The 13864-nt window shown below is 56.1% G+C and carries 7 protein-coding genes and 2 pseudogenes; 4 read left to right on the top strand and 5 right to left on the bottom strand.

Translation table 11 applies throughout. The annotated features are described in order from the left end of the window. Window positions 1-205: 205 nt before the first annotated feature. From I6G90_RS02565 to I6G90_RS02550, 4 genes and pseudogenes are all read right to left on the bottom strand, one after another. Window positions 206-1024 (bottom strand): annotated as a pseudogene (locus I6G90_RS02565) (IS3 family transposase); the annotation flags it as partial. 10 nt (window positions 1025-1034) lie between these two features. Then, window positions 1035-2196 (bottom strand): annotated as a pseudogene (locus tag I6G90_RS02560) (IS3 family transposase). 280 nt (window positions 2197-2476) lie between these two features. Then, complete coding sequence (gene ltrA / locus I6G90_RS02555) at window positions 2477-4174, bottom strand: group II intron reverse transcriptase/maturase (protein ID WP_101325211.1); 1698 nt, start codon at window positions 4172-4174, stop codon at window positions 2477-2479. Window positions 4175-5656: 1482 nt separating this feature from the next. After that, window positions 5657-6760 carry a porin gene (locus tag I6G90_RS02550; RefSeq protein ID WP_197929610.1) on the bottom strand — a complete coding sequence of 368 codons (1104 nt, stop codon included), beginning with the start codon at window positions 6758-6760 and terminating at the stop codon, window positions 5657-5659. Window positions 6761-7156: 396 nt separating this feature from the next. Between I6G90_RS02550 and dinG the strand changes: the two genes are divergently transcribed. From dinG to I6G90_RS02535, 3 genes are all read left to right on the top strand, one after another. Next, window positions 7157-9229, top strand: coding sequence for an ATP-dependent DNA helicase DinG (gene dinG / locus I6G90_RS02545; protein WP_197929608.1), 2073 nt, complete (start codon window positions 7157-7159; stop codon window positions 9227-9229). Window positions 9230-9371: 142 nt separating this feature from the next. Next, window positions 9372-10031, top strand: a complete 660-nt coding sequence (locus I6G90_RS02540) for a YccT family protein (protein WP_197929606.1) — start codon at window positions 9372-9374, stop codon at window positions 10029-10031. 99 nt (window positions 10032-10130) lie between these two features. Next, window positions 10131-11027: a histone deacetylase family protein gene (locus I6G90_RS02535; RefSeq protein ID WP_197929604.1), complete on the top strand. Its 897-nt coding sequence runs from the start codon at window positions 10131-10133 to the stop codon at window positions 11025-11027. A 156-nt stretch (window positions 11028-11183) separates the two neighbouring features. Here the strand turns inward: I6G90_RS02535 and ylqF are convergent, their stop codons facing one another. Further along, window positions 11184-12134: a ribosome biogenesis GTPase YlqF gene (ylqF, locus tag I6G90_RS02530; protein ID WP_075113807.1), complete on the bottom strand. Its 951-nt coding sequence runs from the start codon at window positions 12132-12134 to the stop codon at window positions 11184-11186. Window positions 12135-12457: 323 nt separating this feature from the next. Between ylqF and I6G90_RS02525 the strand changes: the two genes are divergently transcribed. Further along, window positions 12458-13855: an alkaline phosphatase gene (locus I6G90_RS02525; RefSeq protein ID WP_197929602.1), complete on the top strand. Its 1398-nt coding sequence runs from the start codon at window positions 12458-12460 to the stop codon at window positions 13853-13855. Window positions 13856-13864 lie beyond the last annotated feature (9 nt).

Genomic DNA, 13864 nt, shown 5'->3' with positions numbered 1-13864 from the left:
GATAATCCCGACACAGGCCTTGGCAGGCACCAAGCCCCGCCAAGGGGCTTTTTTGCACCTGCGATTTGCCATCAACCGCTGCCACCCGAAAAATCCAGCCTTGTCACAGAGTTAGTGCAATCAGTCACATATTCCTTTTGATGGGATTGCTAGAATGGCTCAGTTTGGCCCCCGTCATCCGTATGGATGAATCGCCCTTGGTTTTCTAGACACTCTGTTGCTGAAAAATAAACTGCCTTTCAAACTCTACCGGCGACAGCCCATCATTGGAACCATGACGCCTGATTGGGTTGTAAAACATCTCGATATAATCAAATACGTCGCTGCGGGCTTCGTCTCTTGTCGCGTAAATCCTGCGCTTTATCCGCTCCCGTTTGAGCAACTGAAAGAAGCTCTCGGCGACCGCGTTGTCGTGACAGTTGCCACGTCGGCTCATGCTGCAACTCAGGTTGTGGGCCTTCAGAAAGTCCTGCCATTCACCGCCGGTAAACTGGCTGCCCTGATCCGAATTCACCAGTACTGGCTGCTTGGGCTTGCGCCGCCAGACGGCCATCAATAACGCATCCACCGCCAAGTCTGCCGTCATGCGTGACTTCATCGCCCAGCCGACGATCTGGCGAGAGAACAGGTCGAGCACCACCGCCAGGTACAGCCACCCTTCTTGAGTGCGGATGTAGGTAATGTCGGTGACCCAGGAGATGTTGGGGGCTGGTACCTTAAACTGACGTGCCAGCGTGTTTGGGGCAGCTTGCGTGCTCTTGCCTCCATAATGCCCCTTGCGGCGTTGATAGCCCGTTTGCGAACGCAGTCCCTCCCGCTTCATTAATTTGGCCACGCGGTGCTTGCCGCAGGCCTCCCCTGCGTCACGAAGGTCGCGATGGATCTTGCGATAACCGTAGACAGCACCACTTTCCAGCCAGGATTGCCTGACCAATCCGGTCAGTCGTTCGTCCTCCTGCTGGCGTGGCGATGTAGGCTGTTTCAGCCATGCGTAGAAGCCACTTCGGTGAACCCCCAGGGTCTGTGTGTAGTGGTCAACTAAATCCGGACACTTGGTTAGGCCGATCCTCGGCTTTTGCTGGCGGTATCCCGTCATTGTGTTGATGTGGACGCCGCCAGTTGTAGTAATCCATCAGGTAATAACTGATATCCCTCTTTGCTTCCCGCAGACCAATGTATCCCGTTGCCGGGAGCCACTCTGACTTCAGGCTTCTGAACAACCGCTCCATCGGGGCGTTATCCCAGCAATTACCACGAAGACTCATGCTCTGGGTCATGCGATAGCGCCACAGCCGTTGCCGAAATGCCCGGCTGCCGTATTGGCTGCCCCGGTCAGAGTGAAACAGCACGCCAGATGGGCAACCCCGTTGCTGATAGGCCATCTCAAGTGCTTTTATTGCCAACTCTGCATCAGGTTTGTCAGACATCGCCCAGCCCACGACCCGCCGGGTATGCAGGTCGAGCACTGCGGCCAGGTAATGCCAATGACCACCGGCCCAGACGTAAGTGATATCGCCACACCACACATGGTTAGGTTGCGGAACATCAAATTCGCGGGCCAGCAGATTGGGAATATCCGGTCGTTCAGACTGTGCCACATTATAACGGTGTGCGCCCGGCTGCCTGGATGCCAGCCCGGCTTCCTTCATCAGGTTACGTACTTTGGAGCGGCCAATCTGATACCCCAATTCCCGCATCATCGACATCAAGGCGCGGCTGCCTGCCGAGTCCTGCTCGCTTTGAACAACAGGCGCAACTCGCTGCGTTGCTGTATCCGCTCACGGTTAATCGTCCGCTTGCGAGCCAGATAGTCGTAAAAACAGGAAGTGGGAACATCGAAAGCGCAGCAGACTAGGGTAATGGGGGCTTGCTCTCTTAATTGGTCTATCAGCGCGTACGTGTGAACTCGTCCGTCATCAAGAGAGCCGTAGCCTTTTTTAGAATGTCCTTTTCGCGCTCGAGCCGATGGATTCGGGCTTCCAGCTCCTGGATTTTCAGCTGCTCAGGAGTCAGTGCTTTGCTGATAGGCGTGGTGCCGGTTCGTTCGGATTGCAGTTGCTGAACCCAGCGACGAAGCACGGTTTCACCGACATCCAGTGAACGGCTTGCTTCGGGGACAGAATATCCCTGGTCGAGCACCAGGGATGCGGCGTCGAGTTTGAATTCGGCAGTAAATGAGCGACGTAATCTTGTCATTGAACACCTCAGGTCATGGTGGCGACTGTACCACCTAAAATGGTGTCCGGGATGATTAGACCACTACAATTGACCATGGTGCTAATACGAAGCAGCGATACTGCCAAAAAGAAAAATGGCCGAGATATAATCTCGGCCATTCATGGCTTGGTCAAAGACTCAAGCCAAGATATTACTCTTGTTCAACTTGTCGGGTAGGAAGGTCACGTTACCGCTCCCCTCCCCCCTAAGAACCGGACTTGCGAGTTTCCCCGCATCCGGCTCAAGCCTTCATAAGCGCCTACTCAAGATCGGCGCCAGCACTGTCTCCGTCCACCTTGGTATGGTATTGCCGGTGACAATTCGGGTGCAACATCATCAGGTTGTCGGCCTCATCACCGCCACCTCGGATTTTATAGACAATATGGTGTAAATCCCAATCGTCGTTATCCCGAAACGGTTGCCCACATAACGGACAGCGATGCTTCTGCCGCGCCCAGATAAGCCGAAGCTTACCAAACCACAGCCGGTTCTCCTTGAGCCTCGCCAACTGACGCGCCTCGAAGTAGCTTTCCTGACTCTGGTCATAGGGATTGGCGTCACCTTTCACCTTCACATGTCGCTTGATGCTCACCTGATTGGCTAGCAACAGATGATTCATCACCCCATCCGGACCCACACCGCCGAACACCCACTCCCGTTCACCTTGGCGGCCAAAATATTTCTCGGCCACCCAGCTTTTGGGTTTGTTGTGGTGCCTGCGGCACGCCCATCGCCACAGCATTTGCCAGATGCGATGGTCTACATAGGAGAACGTCTGTGATGACACCACATGTCGGTGATAGTTGGCCCAGCCCCGAATTTTCGGGTTGAGCCACTGCACTATCAACCAAGCCGGGATCATCTTGTTACGGTCTAGCACCTCTTTTACCTTGCCCAAAAACGTCGAGACGTTCTTTTTGCTCGGTTTTATCAAGAGCTTACCGTTATACTTCCTGACGTTTTGCCCAAGGAAGTCGAACCCACCGTCAATATGTGTTATCAGCGTTTTCTCTGCTGACAACTCCACCCCGCGCTCCGCCATAAAGGCATTGAGCAGTGGTAGAACCATCGACTCCAGAATCTCTTTCGATTTTCCTGTCACGATGAAGTCGTCGGCATATCTGACAAAATTGAGTTGGAGTTGCCGTTGCTGCCACTGGTTTTTACTCAGTGATCGCAGTTGCTGTTCCAGCCCGTCCAGCACCATGTTGGCAATCACCGGCGAGATGATCCCCCCTTGCGGGGTGCCTGCCACGGTGTCGAACCGTTTCCCTTGCTCCATGTATCCGGATTTCAGCCACTTCCTGAGCACCAGCTTGTCCAACGGAATGTTGGCCAATACCCAGTCATGACTGATGTTGTCAAAGAACCCCTTGATGTCCCCCTCCAGTACCCATTGGGCCCTGTCTTTGCGCGCCAGTACGGTGAAACACTGCGCTATTGCGTCGGCGGTACATCGGTGAGGCCGAAAACCATAGCTGTTTTCATCCCCCGTGGTTTCCGCCACCGGATCCAGCGCCAGCAGGTATAACGCCTGCATCGCCCTATCCTTCATGGTGGGGATCCCGAGCGGACGGCGTTTGCCGTTGCTCTTGGGGATGTATACCCGCCTGAGCGGCCTGGGTTGATACCCAGTCCGTGTCAGACGTCCTATGGCTTGCCATTTGCAGTTGGGGGAACTCCAAATTTCCCCGTCCACGCCGGCAGTCCGTTTACCACGATTTTCGGTGACTCGTTTGACTGCCAGCGCACGCGCTGCAAACGAGCGCACCAACAGGCGTTGCAATTGCTTAACGCGCCGCCACTGTTGTTGCTTGGTTGCCTCTGCGATCCGTACCTGTAGCCCCCGCACCTGCCGATGTACCTGACGCCAGTTGATACTGTGCCAGTCGGTTGGGTGTGAGGATGCAGGTACGACCAGAGTAACGGCTTGCGCCGCTAGCTTGACTGCACTCATCTTGCTATCCTCCGAAGTGCTTTTGGTTAGAAAGCACCCCAGCGGAGTAGACTGACTTTCCCCTTACGGGGAGAGCTTGTCGCCCCGCAAGGGTATAGAGGGGAGGTGTTAGCGCACCTTCCCTCAACTTTCTGATTCACGATTGGACGCTTTACACGTCTTCACGCAGTTGAAGACCAGCAGGACGTCAGCTCCCCTTTCGGGTGCGGCATGTTGACCGCTATCCGCGCCATTACAGCACGGCATTCGCTTTTTCCTGCCTCCCATTCCCGCTATGGCAACAGATCACCTTGTGGTTCACCTGCCCCAGATGTTGCCGAGGGCACCACGACGGGCTTGCCGAGTTCCGTGTATCCGAATGATTGCTCATTGCTTTAGGTGCCACCTATCCCCCGAAAGCCCTTTTGTCAGCGTAATCCCATCTAATAGAGGATTAACCGGCTTCGTACCGTTTGGCTTCGGCGCATCAGCATCTTGCGCCGGTTTACAGTGACGGGGTTTATCAGTGGTTCACATATGTTCACCATGGCGAGCTAGTCTAGCCCCTCATCCGCCTGATGCTGGCAGAATCTCCTGTTTCCCTCGCGGCAAACAGACCCTTGCGGGTGGGTACATTGTCAGGGCGCTTCAGACAAAACCGTTACCGGAAATGCCCTACCCCTAGGCTACCGTGGGCTGAACCACGGGTTCCCATGTCCGGCTCCCCTCCAGGGAAGAAGTGGAGTCGGGTGGAACAATCGCATACACAGCTTACGCGTACGAATATGGAAAAGAGGCTGACCGGAGGTCCCGTCCTCTTCCTTATTTACATGGATTTCAGGCTGTACTTGACCACTGGGTAGACGCAAATGGGCGTCACGCCGGCACATGGAATGAGTTGCAGGACTGAAAGTCGATGGTGGAGAAACCCTGTGACTAGAGGCACCAAGGAAACTCGTCATCTATGGAGGACAGTTAGAAACACAACCCGGCCTCATGGAGGCTAAAGGGTTGGGTGACACTGGGTCGACCTTTGTCAAAGGACAATGCGGTTACGCTGACACTCCCGTCGGAGTAGAAAGGTTCGATTGACTTTGAACAGAGCTATCAAGGGAGAAGGATCGAGTGGCCTGCCCCTTCCTGTAAAACAGGTGTGCAGATTCGCCTTCTCATTATCAGCGGATTCATGAATGAGTGATCCAAGGTTAACACAACAACCACGAGGGTGTTGGTCGTCCCTGTCCCCATCCCAAGACCGCCTCAGTGAAGCGTGAGATCGAGTGACACTATTGAAGTTACCGGATTCAAATCTTTCGATTTTGTCCGTGACCCGTAGGTTTCCCCAGGGCTAAATTGGAGGAGCAGAGCCCGCTTGAGCCTCCCTCACCTACTTTCGTAAGCGCTGCCTTTAGGGTCAAAGGAGTGGTTCCGGCGCGACCCGGAACCACTTTCCCCAGCTAAATCAGAGATTTAGACTGAGATTCGCACGACTCTCGTCGCACATTAGAAGTTGTACTGCAGACCAATATTGTACTGATCGTCCTGCTTATCAAGACCCTGAATCATGTACTCACCGTAGGCATTCAGCTTGGAGGTAAAGTTGTATTGAACACCCAGAGCTACATGGTCAATCACATCTTCGTAACCAACGGTAGCAGTTGAAGCACGTACCTCGGCCTTGTTATAAGCAGCTAACAATTTCCATGCATCAACGGTGTAAGAAGCGGCAAGCTCGTATCCTTTACCTTCAAGCTTGTTACCGTTGTTCTTGTTTTTCATTTCACCTTCGGTATACATACCGGCAAAGTAGAAACCATTGATACCATAATTAGCACTGACAGCCCAATCTTTCTTGTCGCCATCGGTACCAGCCAAGGTATTCTTGCCTTCCAAGTCTGAGTATGCATAACCAGCGTTCAGGCCAAGACCAAAGTCAAATGCGTAACCTGCTGCAGCGGCATATGCACTCTTACGCTTCACATTGTCATAAGAAATAATTTGCAGCTTATCTGCAACATCACTAGAGGACTTAGCTGTGTCATCTGTTGTTTGGTAAGACAGCTTGCCAGTGAACCCCCCTACTTTATTTGAGTAGATTACCTGACCTTCTTGACGACCTTCGTAGAAGTTAGCCAGATCGCCGTATTCGTTCATGATATCGGTAGCTGCGATGGCATCGTAGAAAGCTGTATCGGTCTGTCCAAAAATAATTTGCCCGTTCTGGCCACCATCAAACCCAACGTAAACATGTCGAGCTTGGAACTTACCGCTATCATCATTTACATTTACGGTGTTTGTGGTTTTATTGCCATTCTGATCAAGGACAGTGACAGTACGTTGTTTTGTGTTATCGCTATTTTCAGCAGCAACCTGCCATTCAGTCTTGGCAATTGCAGACCAAGTATTGTTCAGACCGATCTTACCGGACCAACCAAGGCGCGATGACCCCTTCAAGGAATCGTCGGTATTGTCGTATTGACCAATGTAGTTAGCCTGTACACGGCCGTATACGTCGAAAGTGGTGCCGTCTTTGTCATAAATCACTGCTGCGTTAGCTGCGGATGCAAACAGAGCCGGGATAGCAATAGCCAGAATTGTCTTTTTCATAGTTTCCAATGCCTACTGTAAGTTAAACACTAAGTCTTTGTTATTCCCTGTGTTAGCGATGTTCTTTGCATCACTATGCCGCCGAGACTAGCACCGGATTTTTTGAACCGCAATGAAAAAACTTGGAACTTTTTATGGAAACCATAGTCATGGAGACAAAAATGTGAGCCAAGTCTCACCTGACGGCAAGGCAAAAGGAAAACGTTTACAATGAATCCTGCTGATTATTTGGACTCAAATAGTTTGTTTTGCATGCAAATGGCACTAACTGCCTGATAAACAACCAAAGTGGTCTGATCAGCGTAAAACTGCCGTGATAATGGCTGTTGCCTCGACCTCACCAAGGGGTTGCGGGTATCCTTGTCCTTCGATTAACCCTTAACTGGCCTTCTCTTCATGCTCTCTACTCGCCTCAAAGCCACCATTCGTCAAACCTATCGCCAGATTGCGGATGGATTACCCGGTTTTGTGCCGCGCAAAGAGCAGAATTTTCTGGTGGCCGAAATCGCCAAAACCCTGACCGGCGAGTACGACAAACAGCGCCGGATCCTGGTGGCCGAAGCGGGAACCGGTATCGGCAAATCTCTCTCCTATGCGCAAGGCGCCATCCCGGTGGCACGGCTCACCCAGAAGAAGCTGGTTATCTCCACCGCTACCGTGGCCCTGCAGGAGCAGCTGATCCACAAAGACCTCCCCTTTTACCACCGCCACAGCGAGCTGCCGTTTCGCTTTATGCTGGTCAAGGGGCGTCAGCGTTACTGCTGCGAGCATCTGCTGGAGCAGGCTGCCAGTGGTGCCGAGATGGCCAACTTCGAGCTCGACTTCGGTAGCCTGAGCAAACACAAGCCATCGGACGGCGACAAGGATCGTTACCAGGCGCTGTGGCAGGCCTATACGAATGGCAAGTGGGACGGGGATCGGGACAACTGGCCGGAGCCGATCCCCGACCTCTGTTGGGATCGCATCGCTGCCGATCGCCACACCTGCAACAAGGCGCTGAGCCATCATCAGCACTGCCCCTTTCATCGCGCCCGCAACGATATGGACAGTGCCGATGTGCTGGTCGTGAACCATGCCCTGCTGCTCTCCGATCTCACCATGGGGGGGGGCATCATCCTGCCGCCCCCCGATGAGTGCATCTATGTACTGGATGAAGCCCATCACCTGCCCACCATCGCCCGGGATCACGGCGCCGCGTCGGCCAGCATCAAAGGCTCGCGCCGCTGGCTGGAGAAGCTGGTACAAAGTGCAGGCAAGCTGGCGCGGACGCTTAATAAAGAGAGTCTGCTCGACCCCCAGCTCAAACTGCAGGATGCGCTGGCCTCTATCCAGCCGGATCTCAAGGCCGTTGAGCAGTGGCTCGGCGCCAACGATCGGCTGTTTGGCACTGACCCCCACTACCGCTTCGCCGAAGGGGTGTTGCCTGACCCCCTGCCCATGCTGGCGGAAAACCTCAAGGAGTCGAGCAAGAAGGCGCTGCGGGCACTGGACCGGATGCAGGGGGCCATTGGTGAAGCGTTGAAAGATGGCGAGATCCGTCGCAAGGAGGCCGAACCCCTGCTGGCTGAAAGCGGTTTTCATCTGCAGCGGCTGGAGAGTTTCTGCGCCCTGTGGGAGATGCTGGGACGCCATGTCCCGACCGGCAAGACCCCGCTCGCCCGCTGGATGGCCAAGAGTGACGATGGCGATATCTGGTTGCACGCCTCTCCCATCGAGGTCGGTTATCTGCTGGAGGAGTGGCTCTGGTCGAAATGTCTGGGGGCCGTGCTGGTCTCGGCGACCCTCACCGCCCTCTCCTCCTTTAGCTATTTTCGCCATCAGGTGGGGCTCAAGGAGCATGACGGCACCCGTTACCTGCGCCTGCGCTCCCCCTTTGACTATCAGAAGGCCGAGCTCTATCTGCCCAAAATGGCGCACGAACCCAACTCGCCTGCTTTTACCAGCGAGCTTGTCAGCGTGCTGCCGCGCATTCTGGCGGGCAAGGAGGCAAGCCTGGTACTTTTCTCCTCCTACCGGCAGATGAATGAAGTGGTGGCGGGACTGCGTGCCAAGGGACTCTCCCTGCTGGTGCAGGGGGAAGCGTCCCGCAATGCCCTGCTCACCTTGCACAAGCAAAAATGTGATGGCGGTCAGCCCAGCATTTTATGTGGTACCGGCAGCTTCTCGGAGGGGCTGGATCTGCCGGGTCACTACCTCACCAATCTGGTGATCACCAAGCTCCCCTTCGCGGTGCCCAACTCGCCGGTCGAGGAGGCCACCGCCGAGTGGGTCGAGCAGCGGGGGGGCAATCCGTTCCTGCAACTGACGGTGCCAGAGGCATCGCGCAAACTGATCCAGGCCTGTGGCCGCCTCATTCGCAAAGAGGCCGATCGGGGACGGGTCACCATTCTTGACCGACGGCTGCTGACCAAACGTTACGGCAAGGGGCTGCTCGATGCCCTCCCCCCGTTCACGCGGCGGATTGAGTAAATAAGCCTGCGTTTATTGACAAACCGAGTGGCAACGGCACGAACTTTCGCCCCCAGAAAGAGCCATTGCCGCAGTGGGCCAAACCTGCAAAAATGAGCCCCTGTTTTCAGTGGGCAATCGCCTGACTGTTCAAGGAGATGAAATGAAACTGACTGTTCTGGTACCGGCCTTGGCTGGTCTGTTGTGGGCCGGTAGCGCCCTGGCTGATGCTCAACTGGAAGTGACCAACCCTTATGTCGTCCAGCTGATCGATGGCCAGTCCATCAATCCCAAGCTGCTCGATAAAACCAGCACCTTCCCCCTCTCTGCAGGCAAGCACCAGTTGGTCATCGCCTTTGAAGGCAACTACTCCAGCCGTAACGAAATCAAGCTGGTGACCGCCGAGCCGCTGGTACTCAATTTTACCGCCGCCGATAACCAGAAGCTGGTACTGGACTACAAAAAGCCCCGCAACGAAACCGAAGCCAAGCAGTTTGTCAAAGATCAGAAAGTGGCGCTGAAAGACAAGGTCACAGGCCAGCAAGTGAGCAGCGAACAGTTCGTGATGCCGAAAGTAGAAGGCTTCCAGCTGACCCGTGACTATCAGCAAGAGCTGATCAACATGGGCAAAGCCTTCAACCAGCCCAAAACCGTTGCCGTCTCTACTGCTGCTGTGATGGCTGCCGCCAGCGCACCGGTTCAGGTTGCCCCCAGCAAGGCACAGAGCAATCCGGAAGCCCTGACCCAGCTGCAAAACTGGTACAACAAGGCGGATGCGGAAACCCGCAAAGCCTTCCAGATCTGGGTTATCCAGCAGCAGTAATCCGGGATCTTCATCCTGACCCGTCGGGAATGACAAGGGGAGCCTGGCTCCCCTTTTTCATATCCAGGTTCATCTCTGCACCGATGGAACCAATCCCTGATGTCACTGCATATTTACTATCACCCCCTCTACTCCTCCCTGACCCTGCCCGAACGTCATCGCTTCCCGCTGGTCAAGTATCAGGGGCTGTTTGAGCAGTTGCAGGCGCAAGGTTATCCTCTTGGCGAAGCGCCTGCGGCCACCCGGGAGCAAATCTGCCGTATTCACGATGCCGATTATGTCGCGGCGGCCCTGAGCGGCCAGCTGGAAGATCGCGCCATCCGCAAGCTCGGTTTTCCCTGGTCACCCATGTTGATAGAGCGCACCTTGCGCTCGGTCGGTGCCACTATTGCCGCCAGCCGCTATGCACTTGAGCAGGGTAGCGGCTTGCAGATCTCCGGCGGCTACCACCACGCCCATCGGGATCACGGCAGCGGTTTTTGTCTGTTCAACGATCTGGTGATTGCCGCGCAAGCTTGCCTCGACGAGGGGCGTTGTGAACAGGTGCTGATCGTCGATCTCGATGTGCATCAGGGAGATGGCAGTGCGGCCCTGTGCGCCGGACGGCGCGATATCATTACCCTCTCCCTTCATGGTGAGCACAATTTCCCCCACCACAAAGCCACCTCTCACCTCGACTTTCCACTGCCAAGCGGCATGACGGACGATGCCTATCTCACCACATTGCAACAGGCGCTTTCACTGGCACTGCGCCTATATTCGCCGGATCTCATCCTCTATCAAGCGGGCGTCGATGTGCATCATGCCGACGAGCTTGGCTATCTCTCCCTGAGCGATGAAGGGGTTCGCCTGCGCGATGCCATGGTGTTTGACTGCGCAGTGCAGCACGGCGTGCCCATCGCGGCGGTGCCCGGTGGCGGCTATCGCCGCGACTGGCAGCAGCTGCTCCCGCTTCATATGTCGCTGTTTGAGACGGCTCGCCACCGTTTTGGCTGATGGCATGGCTTGATAGCGTGGACACGCCATCAGAGTGGGCGGGCACTTCACCAGATAAAACAGAAGAGGCGACCCTTGGGGTCGCCTCTTCTTGCTTCGTCATCCCGGTCACATAAGCTCGCTCGTTGTCAGGCAAGCTTGGGACCCTGAGGATAACTATTTTTGCCGCTTGCGGGCGTACTTGCGACGGGCGCGGGCCTGACGCTCTTCCTCCCGCTCGGCCTTCTCTTTGGCTTTTTGCTCTGCGTCTGCCGCAGCCTCGACGATCTCGAGGCTCACCATCTCCGGAGTCTCCAGCGAGATGCGGCCAAGCAGGCCGGAGCGGAACTCGTTGATCAGGATCTCGGACGCCTTGTGCAGATCGGCCAGACCCCCTTTGCGCACGAAGGCGCGTTGGCGGGCAATCATCTCCAGCAGCTCGATCTCGGTCTCGGGCAGTTCAGCTATCTGGTAGCGTGCCTTGATCCGCTCCGGATAGGCCTTGATGAAGTAATCAGCGGCGAACATAGCGATATCGGCATAGTCGAACACCGTATCCTTGATGGCCGCGGTGATGGCCAGCCGATAACCGCAGGAGGGCGGGTTGAGTTTGGGCCAGAGAAAACCCGGGGTATCGGTCAGGATGACGTTGTTCTCCAGCTTGATCCGCTGCTGGGACTTGGTCACCCCCGCCTCGTTGCCGGTGCGGGCGATGATGCGCCCCGCCAGGGTATTGATCAGGGTGGACTTGCCCACGTTGGGGATCCCCATGATCATCGCCCGCACGCCGCGCAGCTCAAAATTACGCTCCGGCAGCATCTCGTGGCAGAGGGTCAGCAGTTGCTTGATCTTCTCCGGCTCTTGTTGCGTCAACGGCAGCGCCTTGATCCCCTTCTCTTTTTCCATGTGCGCCACCCACAGATCGGTGATCGCCGGATCGGCGAGGTCCGCCTTGTTCAGCACCTTGATCACCGGGGTATCACCACGCAGCTCGGGCACCAGCGGGTTTTCGCTGGAGAAGGGGATGCGGGCATCGAGCATCTCGATGATCACATCGACCTGGGGCATGACCTCGGCAATCTCTTTGCGGGCCTTGTGCATGTGACCGGGGAACCAGTTGATGGACATATCCGTTACTCTCTGTGGGGGCTGCGGGCGCGCGCATGGAACAACAGGCGCTCTGCCGCGGGCATCGAACGAAGGGGGCGCATTTTACCTGTTGCGGGCCCATTTTGACAGGTCATTCTAGCCATCACCTCATCAAATCAGCAAACCGTCGAGACGAAGCAAAGCAGCCGAAAACGAGCAGACCCACCCGCTCAATTGACAGATAACACATTGATATAATGTAACATTTTCATCCTTTTTTCACACAACCGTCACTGATAGTCAGTAAAAGTGTCATCAGCCCCCTCTAGGCTGCGCTCAGGTTTTACAAGGAGCGAACCCCAATGAGAAAAATGGCAGGACTTGCAGTGATGATCGGCGCCGCCCTGGCCGCCGGCTGCAAATCAGACAATGACACGGTGGCGACCAAGCCCGCCGCCCAGCCCACCAACGTCATCTTCTTCCTCGGTGACGGCATGGGCCTCAACACCCTGACGGCGGCCCGCATCTACGGTGTCGGCGAAGCGGGTGATCTGACCATCGATACCCTGCCAGAGACGGCCTTCATCAAGACCTTCTCCCACGATGCCCAGGTCACTGACTCGGCCCCCTCCATGGCGGCCTACATGACCGGGGTCAAGAGCAACAACGGCGTCATCAGCATGGACGGCGATGCCACCTATGAGAGCGACTGCAGCAAGAGCGCTGGCAAGCCGGTGACCACACTGCTGGAGCTGGCCAAAGCCGATGGCCGCGGTACTGGCGTGGTAACCAGTACCCGGGTGACCCACGCCACCCCGGCGGCCACCTATGCCCATATCTGCAACCGGGATCTGGAGGCAGATATCGCCACCCAGCTGGTGCCGGGCGGCAAAGGCTATAACGGCGCCCTGAAAGAGGGGCTGGACGTGGTACTCGGTGGCGGCAGCAGCTTCTTCCTGCCCAAAGCCGACAAGGGCAAGCGGGAGGATGGCCGCAACCTCATCAGCGAAATGCAGGCCAAGGGTTACCAGTTTGCCAGCAATCTGGATGAGCTGAACAAGGCCGATGTGGGCAAGCCACTGCTGGGTCTGTTTGGTTCCAGCCACATGAAATATGACCTGGACCGCCCCGCCAGCGAGCCGTCACTGGCCCAGATGACCCTGGCCGCCATCAAGCAGCTCAAGGGCAAGGAGAAGGGTTACTTCCTGATGGTGGAAGGGGGCCGTATCGATCACGCCCTGCACGACACCAACGCCAAACGGGCGCTGCAGGATACCCTCGCCTTCGACAACGCCATCAAGGCTGCCATCGACGAGGTGAAAAAGAGCGACCCCGAGCTGAAAAACACCCTGATCGTGGTCACCGCCGACCACGACCACACGCTAGTGCTGAACGGTTACGCCAAGCGCACCGGCAAGACCACCGCCAGCAACCCCGGCGTGCTCGGGCTGGTGAAGAACTACGAGACGGGCGAACCGAGCAAGGATAGCGAGGGCATGCCCTACACCATCATAGGTTTTGGCAACGGCTACAACCGGGTGGATGGCCCGCGTAGCAGCGTCGCCCCGCTCGATGATGCCACCGTCTCTGCCAATGACTATCACCAGGAAGTCGTGGTCAAGGTGGGCGAGATCGGCAACGAGACCCACGGCGGCACCGATGTCTTCCTCGGCGCCATCGGCAAGGGGGCTGACAGCTTCCATGGCTCACTCGATAACACCGCCGTGTTCGGCAAGATCAAGGCTGCGGCCAAGCTGTAAGGAGCACTT

Source organism: Aeromonas allosaccharophila, assembly GCF_016026615.1.
GTDB lineage: Bacteria > Pseudomonadota > Gammaproteobacteria > Enterobacterales > Aeromonadaceae > Aeromonas > Aeromonas allosaccharophila.
This window is presented reverse-complemented; position numbering and strand designations above follow the sequence as displayed.

What these genes read in the sequence shown, in the direction of transcription:
- ltrA (WP_101325211.1), bottom strand. Translation starts at nt 4,174, where the DNA reads ATGAGTGCAGTCAAGCTAGCGGCGCAAGCCGTTACTCTGGTCGTACCT.
- I6G90_RS02550 (WP_197929610.1), bottom strand. Translation starts at nt 6,760, where the DNA reads ATGAAAAAGACAATTCTGGCTATTGCTATCCCGGCTCTGTTTGCATCC.
- dinG (WP_197929608.1), top strand. Translation starts at nt 7,157, where the DNA reads ATGCTCTCTACTCGCCTCAAAGCCACCATTCGTCAAACCTATCGCCAG.
- I6G90_RS02540 (WP_197929606.1), top strand. Translation starts at nt 9,372, where the DNA reads ATGAAACTGACTGTTCTGGTACCGGCCTTGGCTGGTCTGTTGTGGGCC.
- I6G90_RS02535 (WP_197929604.1), top strand. Translation starts at nt 10,131, where the DNA reads ATGTCACTGCATATTTACTATCACCCCCTCTACTCCTCCCTGACCCTG.
- ylqF (WP_075113807.1), bottom strand. Translation starts at nt 12,134, where the DNA reads ATGTCCATCAACTGGTTCCCCGGTCACATGCACAAGGCCCGCAAAGAG.
- I6G90_RS02525 (WP_197929602.1), top strand. Translation starts at nt 12,458, where the DNA reads ATGAGAAAAATGGCAGGACTTGCAGTGATGATCGGCGCCGCCCTGGCC.